Genomic DNA, 15,686 nt, shown 5'->3' with positions numbered 1-15,686 from the left:
ATACCATAAAAATCGGCTTTGTATATTACACGTTCCTTACAAAAAATTACAAACTAAACCTCGTTTTGTAACTTTGAAATATAAATGTCGTCCTTGTAATATAAAGACTTAAACTTTTTAGTTTAAAATTTCATCACAAACCCTTATATTACATTAGATTTTTAAGAGTTTTGCTCAACTTTTACATTTGTCGTAATATTACAGATTGCATTTTAGTTACATAACTGTAATAGTTCTAAAAATTTAAAATGGTTAGTTTTAACATAAAAATAGATGAAATATCCAAACTTTTTCATTAATTTGAATCATTTCATCTAAACACAAACTATATTTATTTTGTAATCCGAATTAGTTTAATAGTCTTTAACGCCCCATAATACTTTTTCACATTGTCTAATAATATATTTCAACACTTCAACTCTTGCAGTCTTCTTATGATCAGCAGGCACAATGAACCAAGGTGCGTAATTAGTATCAGTATATTTAATCATGTCATGACTTGCTTCTAAATATAAATCCCATTTATCACGATTACGCCAATCTTCATCCGTTATTTTCCATTGTTTATTTGGATCTTGCTCTCTATCCTTAAATCGCTTAAGTTGTTCATCTTTATCTAAACACAAGAAAAATTTTAAAAGAATCGCACCTTCATCTGTCCACATTTTTTCAAATTCATTAATTTCATGATAAGCTCGTTTCCATTCTTCTTTATCGGCAAACCCCTCTACTCTTTCTACCAACACTCTGCCGTACCAACTGCGATCGAATATTTCAAGGTGACCTGTTTTAGGCATTTCTTTAGCAAAGCGCCATAAGTAATGATGAGCTAATTCAACATCGGTTGGTGCACTGATACCATTTACTTCATAACCTGTAGGATCTAACTTTTCTCGAATTCGCTTAATATTACCACCTTTACCAGCTGCATCCATTCCTTCGAAAGTTAAAATAAGTGGAATCTTTCTTTCATATAATGCAAATTGAATTTCTCTCATACGTTTTTGTAAAGGTTCAATCATCTCTTTATATTCTTTTTTAGAAATTTTCTCGAATTTAACATCAAACATATTAGTCGAAAAATCTTTGCTAAATGCACCGTCTTTATTAGCTTGCTGTCTATTTGATTTCTTAATCGCGTTTTCTAATCTTTCTATTATATGTTTGTACATTTTTTCAAATGCGACTTCACGTTGTGTATAATCAATGACTTCCCATTGGTTATCTTTATGTGTGAACTTTCTCATTTCTGCTAAATACGTTTCATTAGGGATGACCTGTTCATATTCTTGAACTTTCCATTTCATTAATGGATTGTCTTTAGTTTGTTGAATATGTTCTTGTCGTTTTTCTTCGCTCACTTCAATATAAAACTTAATTAATTCATAATTGTCATTTTGTAGCATTGTTTCAAAACTTTTGATTTGATTAACTAGTTTCTCACTTTTTTTATAATATGCTTGTTTAATACCGTTTTCTTTATAATCTAAGAAATGAGAATACCAACTTCTAAAATATATGTTAATGTGTCCTTTTTGAGGTAATGTGTTCCAATATTTTTGTAAAAATTGATATCTTAAATCTTCATATTGTGGTGACTTAGTAGAGATGAATTGTGTGTATTTTGCATCAAAAGTCAGTAATAGTTCATTGGATAAGCGTGTCTTCCCTGACGCCGGCATACCTTCAAATAAAATCATAATTGGAATGCCTAATTCATGAGTTTGGCGAGTCAGACTTGCTGCTTTTAACTTTAATTCTTCTATTTTTTTATTCATAATACCCACCCTTTGATTAAAAATGAAATTTTATAAAGTATAGCATAATAAAAACAGGTCCTTTACTATTAAATGAAAGAAACCTGTTTTTTACTTATTATGCTAAAAATTTAAATATGTCATTACTATAAATTTTAAATACCTTTCTAAATAGAATATCTAAAATCCATGCTACAAGGAAAGGAACGATAAAGTATGCAATCATTATAAGCAATAAACTCAACCAAGCAGAATCAAGTCCCATAAATTTAAATGCATTAATTGGACCTACCATACCTATAAAACCAAATCCTGCTGATTCTTTTGTACCTGCTATACCTACAATTCCTGAAGTAATCCCTGAAACTGCGGCTGTAATTAATATTGGTAGCATAATAATCGGATAACGCACCATGTTAGGCATCATCATTTTCACACCGCCAAAGAAAATAGACATTGGCACACCCGCTCGATTGACTTGGCTAGTTCCAATTAGTAATACCGCTTCTGTAGCTGCTATACCAATAGATGCGGAACCAGCCGCTATACCCGAAATACCAATCGCTATGGCAATCGCTACTGTTGATAGCGGCGATATGATAATGAAACTAAATACCATTGAAATTAACATACTCATTAATACAGGCTGTAATTCTGTAAAACTGTTTACCATATTTCCTATACCAGTTGTAATCATATGTACATAAGGTAGGATTAATACACCGATTGTTGCTGCAATGCCCCCTATAAATGTTGGATATACAATTAAAGCCATACTACCTACACGGTGTTCTATTAACAAAATCAACAATACCGCAATAGATGCAGTAATCATTGTATTAATTAAATCTCCTATTCCAGCAATCACCCATGTACCATTCTTAAATTGGGCAGCACCACTTCCAACATAAGAAGCACTTGCTACTACTGCCATAGCTAATGGTGTCAAATTAAATTTTAAAGCGATTAACGCTCCTACTAGTGCTGGTACAGTAAATTGAATTGCTTGAACAACACCTAGTAATGTTTTAAAAATAGGATGATATTGGGAGAAATATTTAAATATTTCTCCCAATATCGCATTAGGTACTAAACCTGCTACAATACCTACTGCTACCCCAGATAACACTCTGAATATAAAATCTTTTGGTCTTATTTTACTCAATGTTGTCATTTCTAGCGCCTCCAATAATCTATTACAATAAAAAAAGACAAATAGCCTTAATTGAACTAACTATACACATGATGAAATCTAAGGTGTGTTGGTATTCGTTGATGCAATCATTTGTTGTGTAAAGTTGGGCCAATTAAGACTATAGCTAGTATTATACCATATTATTTAGAATTTTCAGATAATTATTTTAAATTTTCATCATTTTTTAACATCTTTATGCCATTATGATTGTTATGCTAAAGTTACAAATAAAAGAGGAGATGTATACGATGACTGTTAAATGTCAACGCATCTATGATAAGCAAATTGCTAAAGGTAAGCGTGTGTTAGTTGATCGTGTTTGGCCAAGAGGTATTTCTAAAGAAGATGCACAATTAGACGAATGGTTAAAAAAAGTGGCCCCTACTACTGAATTAAGAAAATGGTTTAATCATGAACCTAAATTATACGCTGCGTTTTCAGAAAAGTATGCTAAAGAATTACGTGAAAATAGCGAACAACAAGAAGCTTTTGAATATCTTAAAGACTTTGTGTCATCAAGTAAGGAAGATGTTATTTTATTATATGCCGCAAAGGATACTCAATATAATCACGCTAATGTATTAATGAAACTTCTAAAAAATAACTAAATCAATAAAAAGCATTTAATGAGTTTACCTTTCATTAACTCATTAAATGCTTTTGTTTTAATTATTCATCTACAATTTCTGCTTTTCTAGATTCTTTCTTATATCTCAAATACATTAAACCTAATATTCCCATCCAAAATGGCGCAATAATAACTGCTATTCTTGTACTATTGTTAATTAATAAAATAATAAATATAAATGCAAAGAATGTAACAATACCATAAGCCATCCACTTACCGCCTGGTAATTTGTATTGACTTTGTTTATGTAACTCTGGATTTTGTTTTAAATAACCGATATAAGCAATCATAATAATAGACCAAATTACGATATTTAATACTGTAGAAACTGTTGTAATATATACAAATACTTTCGTTGCATCTTTAAAGATGGCATTAAGTACAACAGAAATACTTAACAATCCGCATGTTACTAAAATCGCATAATAAGGCACACCATTTCTATTTGTTTTTCCTAATATAGGAGGTGCTTGTTTACGTTGAGATAATCCAAACATTGTTCTACTATTGGCAAACACGCCACTATTACAAGCTGAAGCTGCTGCAGTTAATACTACAAAGTTGATAAGTCCTGCCGCAAAAGGAATACCAACTAACCCAAATAATTTAACATACGGACTATCTGACGGACTAAGTTGATTCCAAGGTACCGCAGCCATAATAACTGCTAAAGAACCAATATAAAAAATCAAAATTCGATAAGGTACATTATTGATTGCTTGAGGAATTGTTTTATGAGGATTCTTAGTTTCACCTGCTGTGATTCCTATTAATTCAATACCTATAAATGAAAAGATTGCCATTTGAAATGACATGAAAAAGCCAGATGCACCATGAGGGAATATACCACCATGACTCCAAATATTAGATACACTAGCTGTTCCGTATGGCGTCTTCATTGCAAAAATGACCATAACAATTCCTACTATTATTAATGCTAAAATTGTTAAAACTTTAATAATAGCAAACCAAAATTCCAATTCTCCAAATAATTTAGCGCTGAATAAATTTAAAGACATGAGAACTAGTAATGTAAATAACGCCGTTAACCAGTTCGGCATAGCCGGGTACCAGTAATCTACGTATTTAGCTACAGCTGTAATTTCGGCCATACCAGAAATAATCCATGTTAACCAATATGTCCAACCTACAATAAATCCTGCCAATGGACCTATATGTTTATGGGCGATATCCGCAAATGATTTAAAACCAAGATTAGATAATAACATTTCTCCCATTGCACGCATAAACATAAATAATACAAAACCTACTATAATATATGTAAGTAAAATTGAAGGACCAGCCAAATGAATAGATTCACCTGCTCCTAAAAATAAACCTGTTCCAATTGCACCACCAATAGCAATCAATTGAATATGTCTATTACTTAACTCACGTTGCAATTTATCCGCCATTATTGTCTCCCCATTCCGGTCATTGCTTAACTATAATTTTTTGTTTAATATAATCTTTCATTTCTACTATAAAGTTACACATACCCTCATTTTCAAATTACAATCAAATATTAAAAATGATTTAGCTTAATACTTTGACATCACGATAGTTTAGCAAGATAATTTAATAAAGATATACAACACATGTTAGGTAGGTAAAAAGATGAATACGACTAAAATAGATCCACGAGTTTTACGTACTAAAAAACTATTAGTTGAAGCATTTCAAACCGTATCCCGAGAAAAACAATTCTCACAATTAACCGTGAAAAATATTACTGACGAAGCAACAGTGAATAGAGCTACTTTCTATGCCCATTTCACTGATAAATATGATATTTTGGATTATTCACTATCAGTAACCATTCTTAAAGATTTAAACGATACATTGAAGGTTTCAGATTTTATAAATGAACAAGTGCTTTCACAATTATTTATGACTATCTGTGATTATATGGTAGATGTTCAAAATTTTTGCAAGTTAAATCAAGACGTATTTTGTAACCAAGCACATCAACGTATTAATGAAGAATTAGAAGATATATTCACGATTATGTTAGAAAATAGTTACCCTAATCATGAACGAGACATCCTCGTCAACAGTGCTAGTTTCTTATCGGCTGGTCTATGTGGCTTATGTAAACACTGGCTTAATACAAGTCAACAAACTGCTAAAGTATTTATAGAGAAAAATCTTCCATTCCTTATTCACCATGTTGCGCATTTATAATTTTCTTATTCAAAGTTCACCTATATATCTATTCATAAAAATCGTTCTAAAACGTTAATTTATGAATAGATTTTTTACTATAAGGCAACATATTTTAAAATGTGTTAGTTAAACAACAAACTTATAAACATGTTGTTTGCACTTTTTCAAATTAAGGTATATATTATATTTAAACAACAGATGTTGCATAGATAATATGTGTTGTTAAATAAAAAAAGATTGGAGGGAATGATATGACAACAATAGAGGATCACGAGGGATTTAAGCGGACATTCAAAGATAAGCATTTAACTTTAGGTTTATCTATTCCGTTCGATCAGCCAAACCAGAAAAAAATTAATATCGATGAACAAGTTGAATTAGCTCAATTAGCTGAAGAGTTGGATTACTCAAGCCTATTTGTAAGGGACAATCCGTTATATAGCAAATATTTAGGTAACGTAACCGAGAATTACGACCCATTTGTATTTTTAACTTACTTAGCTGCCCATACTTCCAAAATATCTCTTGGCACAGCAAGTATTGTTGCTACATTACGTCATCCCCTCCATTTAGCTAAGGCAGCTACATCTCTCGATATTTTATCCCACGAAAGACTATTATTAGGTATGGCTACAGGTGATCGATCGTTTGAATTTCCAGCTTTTAAAGTGAATGAAGATGAATTATCAGAACGATATCGTACAACTATTAAGTCGCTACGACAATTATGGCAGTCAAATGCGCCTGACATTTCAAATGCTATATTTGAATTAAGTGAAGAATCAGGACTACAGGTTTTACCTAAAAATAAAGCCATTCCGATGTTAGGTACTGGATACTCTAAACAATCTATAGAATGGCTCAAACAAAATATGGACGGTTGGATATTTTATGCTCAACATTTTCAAGATCAAAAGCAACTGGTAGAACAATGGCATAAAGATAATGAAATTTTTAAACCTTTCATAAATATATTGTTCGTCGATTTATCTAGTAATCCTAATGAGACAGTCAAACCTATTAAAGGCGGCTATCGAACAGGTAGAAAAATGTTAATTGAAATTTTAAAAGCATACGAAACAATAGGTACAAACCATATAATATTACGATTTATCAATAAAGACAGACAACTAAAAGATATCATCAATGAAGTTGGAACGTATATAGTACCCTACTTTCCAACTCACCAAATTTAGGAGGAATTAATAATGGAAATTTTAAACAGAATAAATGAATTAGCAAATAAAGAAAAAGTACAAACATTGAGTGTAGAAGAAAAACAAGAACAACAAGCGCTTAGACAAGATTATTTAAAAATGATCAGAGGACAAGTGTTAAATACATTTTCAACTATGAAAGTCGTTGATCCACTTGGTCAAGATGTAACACCAGACAAAGTTTATGATTTGCGAAAAGAATATGGCAACATTCAAGAAAATGAATAACTAAATTTAAAAAGGCACTCAGTCTCCAAATGGAAACTAAGTGCCTTTGTTATTTAACAAACTAAAAAATTGAATTTATGGCCATCTGGATCAGCAAACATTGCACCATAATAACCTTGCTTAACACAAGTTTTTTCTAAAATAGTACCTCCTGCTGATTCGACGCTTTCGATAAGTTGGTCTACTTCTTCATTCGTATTAACACCTAACGAAATAATTGTTTCATTCGCATTAGAAGTTACCGTATCTTTAGTAACCGCTTCAAAGTGATTATTTTCAATTAAAATAACAATCGTATTGCCTATTTTAATCCCTACCATTTTATCTAACATCTCTGGGTTATGATTAATTTCAAAACCTAAAGCTCGGTAAAATGCTTCACTTCTATTCAAATCTTTCACATGCAAATTAAACCACATTGATTTAATCATAAATTCGGCTCCTTTAATTGGTTAATTTAAATCGCAACAATATTTCTACTTAAAATTGTACATGTTCAATCCACTGTGCTAGAGATAGTTTATCAGGGTTAATTTGATTCATTAATTCAAAATCAACCACATATCCTTTATCTTCTAACCAACTTCTTTCAGCTGTACCACTCACAAATTCACCTTTAATTTCTGTAGGTAGACCAGTGACAGTTGCAAATGTTTTAACCACTTCATTTAAAGTTAATTCATCTGACGCAATTTCGATGGCTTGATGATTATATTGTTCTGTTTTTTTAAATAAATTAGCAGCAACTTTCGCAATATCAATTGAAGAAATCATTGCGAATTTAACTTCAGGATTGATAAACTCAGGTATTGTTATTTGTTGGTCTTCTTTCTTAGCAATTCTAAGGAAGTTATCCATAAAGAATGATGGTTTAATAATTGAGAAGTTTAATGATGATGCTTTCAGTTCATTTTCCATTTCAGCTAACGCTTCAAAATGGGGTCCTGTTCTATCTCTATTTACACCGCCTGCTGTACTATACACAACATACTCAATATGTTGTTTTTCAGCTAATTTAATAATCATTTTTCCTTGTCTTAATTCTTCCTCAATATCATCTTTTATGATTGGTTGAACACTATATAATCCATATTGTCCTTCCATTGCTTCTTCTAAGCTTTGTTGATTACTCAAATCACCTTCAAAAATTTCAAGTTGATCACTTTCAATAGAAGTTAATTTATCATTATGTTTATTACGAGTTAAAGCACGTACATGCCAACCATCAGTTAATAATTGTCTTACAACTGCATTACCTTGTTTACCTGTAGCTCCAATAACTAGAATACTTTTCATTTATTTTCTCTCCTTTATTACTGTTGTAAAAACCAATAATCTTCCTTCTCACCTTTTAAATAAGTGTATTCTTTAGGTGATTTACCCATATGCCATATATTTTCATTCATTAAATCTCTTATATCCCATACTAAATGAATAAATTGATGTAAATGATTTCCAAACAATTTGTTTGGTGCTTTCATCTGTAATACATGAGATACCTCATTAATTGAAATATTCATTTCATCTGCTATATTTTTCAAACTCAAAGTCGTTTCATCAAAATGCTCTTGTAATTCTTTAGCTGTAATTTGTCTTTGTTCTTTATTTAATGACATCTACATCACTCTTCCCTTTTATTAAAACATCTACATCTCTTTTATTTGTCTTTTTATATGATAGGCTTTATAATAAACGGATAGTTGTCCGTTTGTCAACAAACTTATTTTAAGAAGGTGATGTATTTGCGTAAAGACGCCCTAGAAAATCGACAGCGTATTGAGAAAAAAGCAATTGAACTCTTTAACCAACATGGCGTTCAAGAAGTAAGTATGAATCGTATCGCAAAAGACTTAAATATTGGAATGGGAACATTGTATCGTCATTTCAAAGATAAAAGTGCATTATGTGCAACTATCATTGCACATGACTTTACTGACATTATCAACGAAATGTATGAAGTTAAAAACAAGAACAGTGATAAACAACTGATTTTTAGTGATTCACTAGACATCTTTTTAACATTTAAATCTAATAATAGTGAGTTATTACATTGTATTGAAGACACAACAGATAAAAATGACTTTTACAATAGCGACATTTATTTACAATTATTTAAGTTTTATTATGAAGTTCTTGGCAATAATACAAGTACACCATGGACAACATTTAAAGTAGATATGTTACTTAAATCTTTATCTACCAATTCTTTTGAATTACAAAAAGAAAAGCGCGGTCTTTCAAACGAATCAATTAGAGACTATTTAATCAAACTATATATTACAGACGAGGTGTCAACAAATGACTAAAATTACATTAATTACAGGTGGAAATAAAGGACTAGGCTTTGAAACAGCTAAATCACTTATCGACCAAGGTCATAAAGTATATATCGGTTCGCGTGATGAATCCCGTGGACAAGAAGCAGCACAACAAATTGGTGCTCAACTTGTTCAATTAGATGTCACTGATGATACATCAGTTAAAAAAGCATTTGATTATATCAAAGAACAGGAAGGCCGTTTAGATGTATTAGTAAATAATGCAGGTATCTCTGGTCAATTTGCTAAACCTGCTGATATTACAGTTGAAGATATGAACAAAGTTTATCAAACGAATGTTTTTGGCATTGTAAGAATGATGAACACATTTGTTCCATTATTAGAACAATCTGAACAACCAGTTGTCGTTAATGTCACAAGTGGTCTGGGTTCATTTGGTATGGTCACTGACCCAAATACTCAAGAATATCATGTTAATTCATTAGCATATTGTTCATCTAAATCTGCAGTAACTATGTTAACTGTTCAATATGCTAAAGGTTTACCAAATATGCAAATCAATGCTGCAGATCCTGGTTCTACTAATACTGACTTAGTTGGCGATTTTAGTAACAATGCTAAACCAGCAACAGAAGGTATTAAACCAATTGTAGAGTTAGCAACAATTGATGCGGATGGACCAACTGGCACATTTATTAATGCTGATGGCAAAATGCCTTGGTAAACTTTTGAAAGTTAGAACTAAAAACTTTATAACAAATGATGTAAATAACATACATTCTATTGGAGGATTTTATAATGAAAAGTATTACTTTTGAAGAACACTATGTCATCGATGAGATTCAAAAAGAAACAATGAAAGCAGCATCTGCTGATCCTAATGGCGTACCAATGAAAACAATGCTTGAAGGTTTAGAACAAAAGTCTGGTTTCACTGATGCTGATGAAATTAAATACCATGATAAACGTATCAAATTTATGGATGAACAAAATGTTCAAATGCAAGTTTTATCATATGGTAACGGCGCACCTTCTAACTTAGAAGGACAACAAGCAATTGACCTTTGTAAAAAAGCTAATGACACTTTAGCTGAATATGTTAAAGAATATCCAGACCGTTTTGTCGGTTTTGCTACATTACCTATTAACGAACCTGAAGCAGCTGTTGAAGAATTTAAACGTTGTATCAATGAATTAGGTTTCAAAGGTGCGCTTATTATGGGACGCCCTAAAGACGGCTTCTTAGATCAAGACAAATATGATGGCATTTTTGCAACAGCTGAAGCTTTAAATGTACCAATTTACTTACATCCAGCTCCTGTTAATAGCGATGTATATCAAGCATATTATAAAGGTAATTATCCAGAAGTAACTGCTGCAACATTTGCTTGTTTCGGTTATGGTTGGCATGTTGATGTAGGTATCCATGCTATTCATCTTGTACTATCTGGTGTTTTCGATCGTTATCCTAACTTAAATATGATTATTGGACACTGGGGAGAATTCGTTCCATTCTTCTTAGAACGTATGGATGACACATTATTTGCAGATCATTTACAACAACCAGTTAGTCATTATTTCAAAAATAATTTCTATGTAACACCAAGTGGTATGTTAACTAAACCTCAATTTGATTTAGTTAAAAAAGAAATGGGCATCGACCGTATCCTTTATGCTGCTGACTACCCATATATCGAACCTGAACGTTTAGGCGTATTTTTAGATGAATTAGGTTTAACTGACGAAGAAAAAGAGAAAGTAAGTTATACAAATGGTGCTAAATTATTAGGATTAGAATAATATTCCAATAATCATTGTTAATAATAAATGGAGGTATTTTATATGAATACTATAGAACTAAAAGGTGCTAAATTACGCTATCATCAAATCGGACAAGGACCTGTATTAATTTTCATTCCAGGAGCTAATGGTACTGGTGATATCTTTATGCCACTTGCTCAACAACTTAAAGATCATTTTACAGTTGTAGCAGTCGATCGTCGTGACTATGGTGAAAGTGAATTAACAGAGCCACTACCTGAATCAGCTGCTAACCCAGATGATGATTATCGTGTAAAACGTGATGCTAAAGATATTGCAGAACTTGCACAATCATTAAGTGATGAGCCAGTATATGTATTAGGTTCAAGCTCTGGTTCAATCGTTGCTATGCACGTATTAAAAGATTATCCAGAAATCGTTAAACAAATTGCTTTCCATGAACCACCTATCAACACATTCTTACCTGATAGTAAATATTGGAAAGACAAAAATGATGATATCGTAAACAAAGTATTAACTGAAGGTTTAGAAGTTGGTATGAAAGACTTTGCTGAATCATTAAAAATTGCACCTATTGATGCTAAAATGATGACTGCTCAACCTGAATCAGAAGAAGCTAAAAAAGAGCAATATCAACGTTCAATGTTCTGGGTAGAATATGAAATCCGTCAATATACACATTCTGATATTACTTTAGACGATTTCAAAAAACATGAAGATAAAATTACTTTATTAAATGGTACTGACTCTAAAGGTTCATTCCCACAAGATGTGAACTTCTATATCAATGAACAAATTGGTTTACCAATTGTTGATATTCCAGGCGGTCACTTAGGTTACGTTCAAAAACCTGAAGGCTTTGCAGAAGTATTATTAAAAATGTGGAATAACTAAAATTATTCTTAAACTAAAGACAATATCTAGTTATAAAATGTTATGTATTTATACGTAGCGTCGAATATATAGAGAAACACGCGTTGAGATTTACCTTCTCAACGCGTGTTTTTTCTTTATCCTAATATTGTTTCCATGGAGCGATTAACACTACCTTCATACATACCGCCAAATTTTAATAAATGAATCATAAGTAAATATAATCTATAAAACTCTAAACGCTCATATGCGCCTTTAGCTAATGGATAATGCTTTTCATATTCATCATAAAATTCTTGTGTAAACCCACCAAATACTGTCGTAATACCTAAATCAAATTCACGATCGCCATAAAATGGTGCTGGGTCAAATAAAGCTGGTTGACCATCCGTTAAGAACATATAATTGCCACCCCATAAATCACCGTGCAATAATGATGGCTTGCTTTGGTGATTGTCTAAGGCGTTGACCATTACTTCTCTGACCTGTTCATATACTTTATTATCTTCTTTATTCCATAATCCTTTGCGCAATAATTCATCTCTAATGTGATCCATACGTTGTTCTATAAATAATTCTTTCCATGAATTTGTCCATGTATTTTCAAATGAAATATCGCTACCTTCATGAGGTAATCGAAAACCAAATTGACCGTCTTCTTGTTGTTGGCTATGCATTTTAGCAACTAATTGACCTAATTCTCTTTGGCTTCCACTAGTACCTTCTTCTAAATAGCTTAATAATAAATAAGCATCGTCATTAATTTCCCCACTTGCGATAACTTTTGGTGCAGTAATGCCAGCATTTTCAAATTCATTAAGACCTGCAATCTCCGCAGCATAAAAAGATTCATTTCTATTTCGTTGGACTAATAAGAAAAAAGTGTCGTCTTGCTGTGTAGTAACTTTAAATGCTTCGTTAACATCCCCACCACTTACAGGTGTTATATCTTTAATATAATCTAGAGGTAATTGTTCTTTCCAATCTATTGTCATTATCTCACCTTCCATTTATCTGTAATACTTATTATATTTCCTAAATATATCACTTTTAATCTTTAAGTATGTCACCTATGTGAATGAATCATTATTTAGAAGTTCGACTATTTTTTAAATTTTTATAATTTAACTAGGAAATTTAATATGAAAGTGCTAGTCTATTAAAAGGAAAAGTTTCAAATATATTAAATTGAGGATAGTAAGCCTCAAATATAATGAACTAGGAGCGTTAATATGTATAAACTAATCAAACCATTATTATTCAAAATCGAACCTGAAAAAGCACATGGATTAACAATTGATGCACTAAAAATCACACAAAAACAGTCATATGTATTACCTATTATGAAAAAATTATTCGATTATCAAAACCCAATTCTTTCACAAAATATCCATGGTATCACATTTGAAAATCCTATTGGACTTGCCGCTGGTTATGATAAATCTTGTGAAGTACCTAAAGCTTTAGAAAACCTTGGATTTGGTGCATTAGAATTAGGTGGTATCACGCCAAAACCACAACCTGGTAATCCTCAACCTCGTATGTATAGATTATTAGAAGACGATGCTTTAATTAACCGTATGGGCTTTAATAATATTGGAATGAATAAAGCACTTAGTAACTTACGACGTCATGCTTATCATACGCCAATCGGTCTTAACGTTGGTGTAAATAAAATGACTTCTTATGATAACCGTTACCAAGATTACATTAAAGTTATAGATACATTTAAAAATGACGTGGATTTCTTCACTGTGAATATTAGTTCTCCAAATACTGAGAACTTACAAAATTTTCATGACAAAGATGAATTTTCAATGTTATGTAGTGCTTTAGAAACATTCAAAGCACAAAATGAAATTAATGTACCTATATTCTTAAAACTTACTTCTGACATGGATGAAAATGGATTAAAATCACTCTTACCAACTATTAAAGAACATTTTGACGGTGTTATTCTTGCGAATACGACACGTCAACGTGATGGTTTAACATCAGCCAATCGTGTTGAAGATGGTGGGTTAAGTGGTCGTCCATTATTTGAACGTAATTTAAAATTAGTTAAATTAGCATACCAAGAAACTAATGGAGAATTACTAATTATTGGTACTGGTGGCATCTTTAGTTCTGAAGACGCAATTAAAATGATACGTAATGGAGCTTCATTACTACAAATTTATTCATCTCTTGTAATAGAAGGTCCAGGTCTAACTAAGAAAATAAATAAAGAAATCGCTCAGTATTTAAAACAAAATGATTATCAAAATATTAGTGATATTATTGGATTAGATGCAAAGTAGCGTACTAATAATTCAGTTAATAGTATAATATCTTTACTTTGTATAGGTCTTTTATATAGGATATAAATTAAAGTAATCATAGATAGTTATAAATTAAAACTTACTCAATGTTATGTGTCATGAATATGGGAGGCATTCTTAAAGTGCGAGAAGAAACAAAAGAAAAAGATATGAATCATTCAACGCAACAAGATAATATCGATAACAATAGCAAGGCTGAAAGTAACGAAGAAGATGAACGTAAAGGGCTACATGGTTATCGCAAAACAGATCTTGATTTAGAAATTGAACGCGAATTACAAGAAATGATGGAAAATGATGACAAAGAAGTAAAGAAAGAAAATAAACGCTTTAAACTATTCTCTTTCCTTGCTATGTTAGTTATCGCCATTATGGCAATTATACGTTTCATTCATAAAATGATTTAACTTTATTAGAATACCCAGAGTTAAGGCTCTCGCCTTTTAACTCTGGGTATTTTTAAAATTGTTGTAAAAATGCACTTGCATCTTTATTGATTTGTTTAAAGTCAATACCTTGTTTCATTGCTGCAAAGACACATCCACAATAACATTGTCTAAATATATTATAGTCATTACACATTTCTATAGAACGTTCATAACCTTTGTTTTTCTTGAAATCACTAGGTAGGTATTTAACGTTATATACATTTTGCACATCCATCCCTAATTGATTAATTAATTGTGCATTCTTTTTAGGAGATAATGTAATCGCACTACCAAAATAATCATAACCATATTTAATAGCTGCTTCTGCTACTAATTCAAGTCTCATTTCAAAACAAGCAGTACATCTTAGACCACCTTCAGGCTCCTCAGTTAACCCTTTAGCCTTAGCCATTTTCATAAATTCATGTGGTTTATATTCAGCTTCAATATACTTCACATTTGAACCTGTCTTTTTATTGAAATCTTGAACAAACATTTCTTGTACTTTGGCACGTCTTAAGTATTCATTTTTAGGGTGAATATTGGGATTAGCAAAATAAATAGCGATATCAGCATATTGTGTTAAAAATTCTAAAGTATATGTGCTACATGGCGCACAACAGCTATGTAATAAAATTTTAGGGCGCTCGTTTTCCCTTTCCCATTGTTGAATCATTTTCCTTAACACTTTGTCATAGTTTACCTTTTGATTTTTCATTTTTCTCAAAATGTCGCCCGCTTCAATCAAAAGAAAACACTCCTTTCATTATTTATTATATAATTTATGAATATTATACAATAAATCGATAATG

At 31.4% G+C, this 15,686-nt stretch carries 18 protein-coding genes; 10 read left to right on the top strand and 8 right to left on the bottom strand.

Annotated elements, in window-relative coordinates; translation table 11 throughout:
- Positions 1–353: 353 nt before the first annotated feature.
- Both N524_RS0106210 and N524_RS0106205 read right to left on the bottom strand, forming a co-directional pair.
- Positions 354–1,778, bottom strand: a complete 1,425-nt coding sequence (locus N524_RS0106210; RefSeq protein ID WP_029055977.1) for a phosphate--AMP phosphotransferase — start codon at positions 1,776–1,778, stop codon at positions 354–356.
- 97 nt (positions 1,779–1,875) lie between these two features.
- Positions 1,876–2,931 carry a PTS transporter subunit IIC gene (locus N524_RS0106205; protein ID WP_029055976.1) on the bottom strand — a complete coding sequence of 352 codons (1,056 nt, stop codon included), beginning with the start codon at positions 2,929–2,931 and terminating at the stop codon, positions 1,876–1,878.
- Positions 2,932–3,200: 269 nt separating this feature from the next.
- On the opposite strand from N524_RS0106205, the gene N524_RS0106200 reads away from it, so the two are divergent.
- Positions 3,201–3,560, top strand: coding sequence for a DUF488 domain-containing protein (locus N524_RS0106200; protein WP_029055975.1), 360 nt, complete (start codon positions 3,201–3,203; stop codon positions 3,558–3,560).
- Positions 3,561–3,621: 61 nt separating this feature from the next.
- On the opposite strand, the gene N524_RS0106195 is transcribed toward N524_RS0106200, so the two are convergent.
- On the bottom strand, positions 3,622–4,995 hold the full coding sequence (locus tag N524_RS0106195) for an amino acid permease (protein WP_017636597.1): 1,374 nt from the start codon (positions 4,993–4,995) through the stop codon (positions 3,622–3,624).
- Between the two features lie 202 nt (positions 4,996–5,197).
- On the opposite strand from N524_RS0106195, the gene N524_RS0106190 reads away from it, so the two are divergent.
- From N524_RS0106190 to N524_RS0106180, 3 genes are all read left to right on the top strand, one after another.
- On the top strand, positions 5,198–5,764 hold the full coding sequence (locus N524_RS0106190; RefSeq protein ID WP_029055974.1) for a TetR/AcrR family transcriptional regulator: 567 nt from the start codon (positions 5,198–5,200) through the stop codon (positions 5,762–5,764).
- Between the two features lie 233 nt (positions 5,765–5,997).
- Complete coding sequence (locus tag N524_RS0106185) at positions 5,998–6,942, top strand: LLM class oxidoreductase (RefSeq protein ID WP_029055973.1); 945 nt, start codon at positions 5,998–6,000, stop codon at positions 6,940–6,942.
- Between the two features lie 12 nt (positions 6,943–6,954).
- Entirely contained in the window at positions 6,955–7,191 is a 237-nt protein-coding gene (locus tag N524_RS0106180; RefSeq protein ID WP_017636600.1) for a DUF896 domain-containing protein, read from the top strand.
- Between the two features lie 53 nt (positions 7,192–7,244).
- Here the strand turns inward: N524_RS0106180 and N524_RS0106175 are convergent, their stop codons facing one another.
- From N524_RS0106175 to N524_RS0106165, 3 genes are read right to left on the bottom strand one after another with little or no spacing between them, the layout of a single operon-like run.
- Positions 7,245–7,622, bottom strand: coding sequence for a VOC family protein (locus tag N524_RS0106175; protein ID WP_029055972.1), 378 nt, complete (start codon positions 7,620–7,622; stop codon positions 7,245–7,247).
- Positions 7,623–7,671: 49 nt separating this feature from the next.
- Positions 7,672–8,487 carry an NmrA/HSCARG family protein gene (locus tag N524_RS0106170; RefSeq protein ID WP_029055971.1) on the bottom strand — a complete coding sequence of 272 codons (816 nt, stop codon included), beginning with the start codon at positions 8,485–8,487 and terminating at the stop codon, positions 7,672–7,674.
- 17 nt (positions 8,488–8,504) lie between these two features.
- The gene (locus tag N524_RS0106165) at positions 8,505–8,807 is read right to left on the bottom strand and encodes a DUF2316 family protein (protein ID WP_029055970.1); all 303 of its coding nucleotides are present in this window, start codon (positions 8,805–8,807) and stop codon (positions 8,505–8,507) included.
- Between the two features lie 126 nt (positions 8,808–8,933).
- On the opposite strand from N524_RS0106165, the gene N524_RS0106160 reads away from it, so the two are divergent.
- From N524_RS0106160 to N524_RS0106145, 4 genes are all read left to right on the top strand, one after another.
- The gene (locus N524_RS0106160) at positions 8,934–9,497 is read left to right on the top strand and encodes a TetR/AcrR family transcriptional regulator (RefSeq protein ID WP_029055969.1); all 564 of its coding nucleotides are present in this window, start codon (positions 8,934–8,936) and stop codon (positions 9,495–9,497) included.
- Positions 9,490–10,194, top strand: coding sequence for an SDR family NAD(P)-dependent oxidoreductase (locus N524_RS0106155; protein WP_029055968.1), 705 nt, complete (start codon positions 9,490–9,492; stop codon positions 10,192–10,194). Before N524_RS0106160 ends, N524_RS0106155 begins: the two co-directional genes overlap by 8 nt.
- A gap of 74 nt (positions 10,195–10,268) precedes the next feature.
- Entirely contained in the window at positions 10,269–11,270 is a 1,002-nt protein-coding gene (locus tag N524_RS0106150) for an amidohydrolase family protein (protein ID WP_029055967.1), read from the top strand.
- Between the two features lie 42 nt (positions 11,271–11,312).
- Positions 11,313–12,146: an alpha/beta hydrolase gene (locus tag N524_RS0106145; protein WP_029055966.1), complete on the top strand. Its 834-nt coding sequence runs from the start codon at positions 11,313–11,315 to the stop codon at positions 12,144–12,146.
- A 116-nt stretch (positions 12,147–12,262) separates the two neighbouring features.
- On the opposite strand, the gene N524_RS0106140 is transcribed toward N524_RS0106145, so the two are convergent.
- Positions 12,263–13,120: a fructosamine kinase family protein gene (locus tag N524_RS0106140; RefSeq protein WP_029055965.1), complete on the bottom strand. Its 858-nt coding sequence runs from the start codon at positions 13,118–13,120 to the stop codon at positions 12,263–12,265.
- Between the two features lie 237 nt (positions 13,121–13,357).
- On the opposite strand from N524_RS0106140, the gene N524_RS0106135 reads away from it, so the two are divergent.
- Positions 13,358–14,425 carry a quinone-dependent dihydroorotate dehydrogenase gene (locus N524_RS0106135; RefSeq protein WP_017636609.1) on the top strand — a complete coding sequence of 356 codons (1,068 nt, stop codon included), beginning with the start codon at positions 13,358–13,360 and terminating at the stop codon, positions 14,423–14,425.
- A 119-nt stretch (positions 14,426–14,544) separates the two neighbouring features.
- Positions 14,545–14,853: a hypothetical protein gene (locus N524_RS0106130; RefSeq protein WP_375371830.1), complete on the top strand. Its 309-nt coding sequence runs from the start codon at positions 14,545–14,547 to the stop codon at positions 14,851–14,853.
- Between the two features lie 52 nt (positions 14,854–14,905).
- On the opposite strand, the gene N524_RS0106125 is transcribed toward N524_RS0106130, so the two are convergent.
- Positions 14,906–15,592 carry an epoxyqueuosine reductase QueH gene (locus N524_RS0106125; RefSeq protein WP_375371831.1) on the bottom strand — a complete coding sequence of 229 codons (687 nt, stop codon included), beginning with the start codon at positions 15,590–15,592 and terminating at the stop codon, positions 14,906–14,908.
- Positions 15,593–15,686: the final 94 nt, after the last annotated feature.

Origin of the sequence: Staphylococcus sp. URHA0057, from assembly GCF_000620265.1 — a bacterium.
GTDB lineage: Bacteria > Bacillota > Bacilli > Staphylococcales > Staphylococcaceae > Staphylococcus > Staphylococcus pasteuri.
This window is presented reverse-complemented; position numbering and strand designations above follow the sequence as displayed.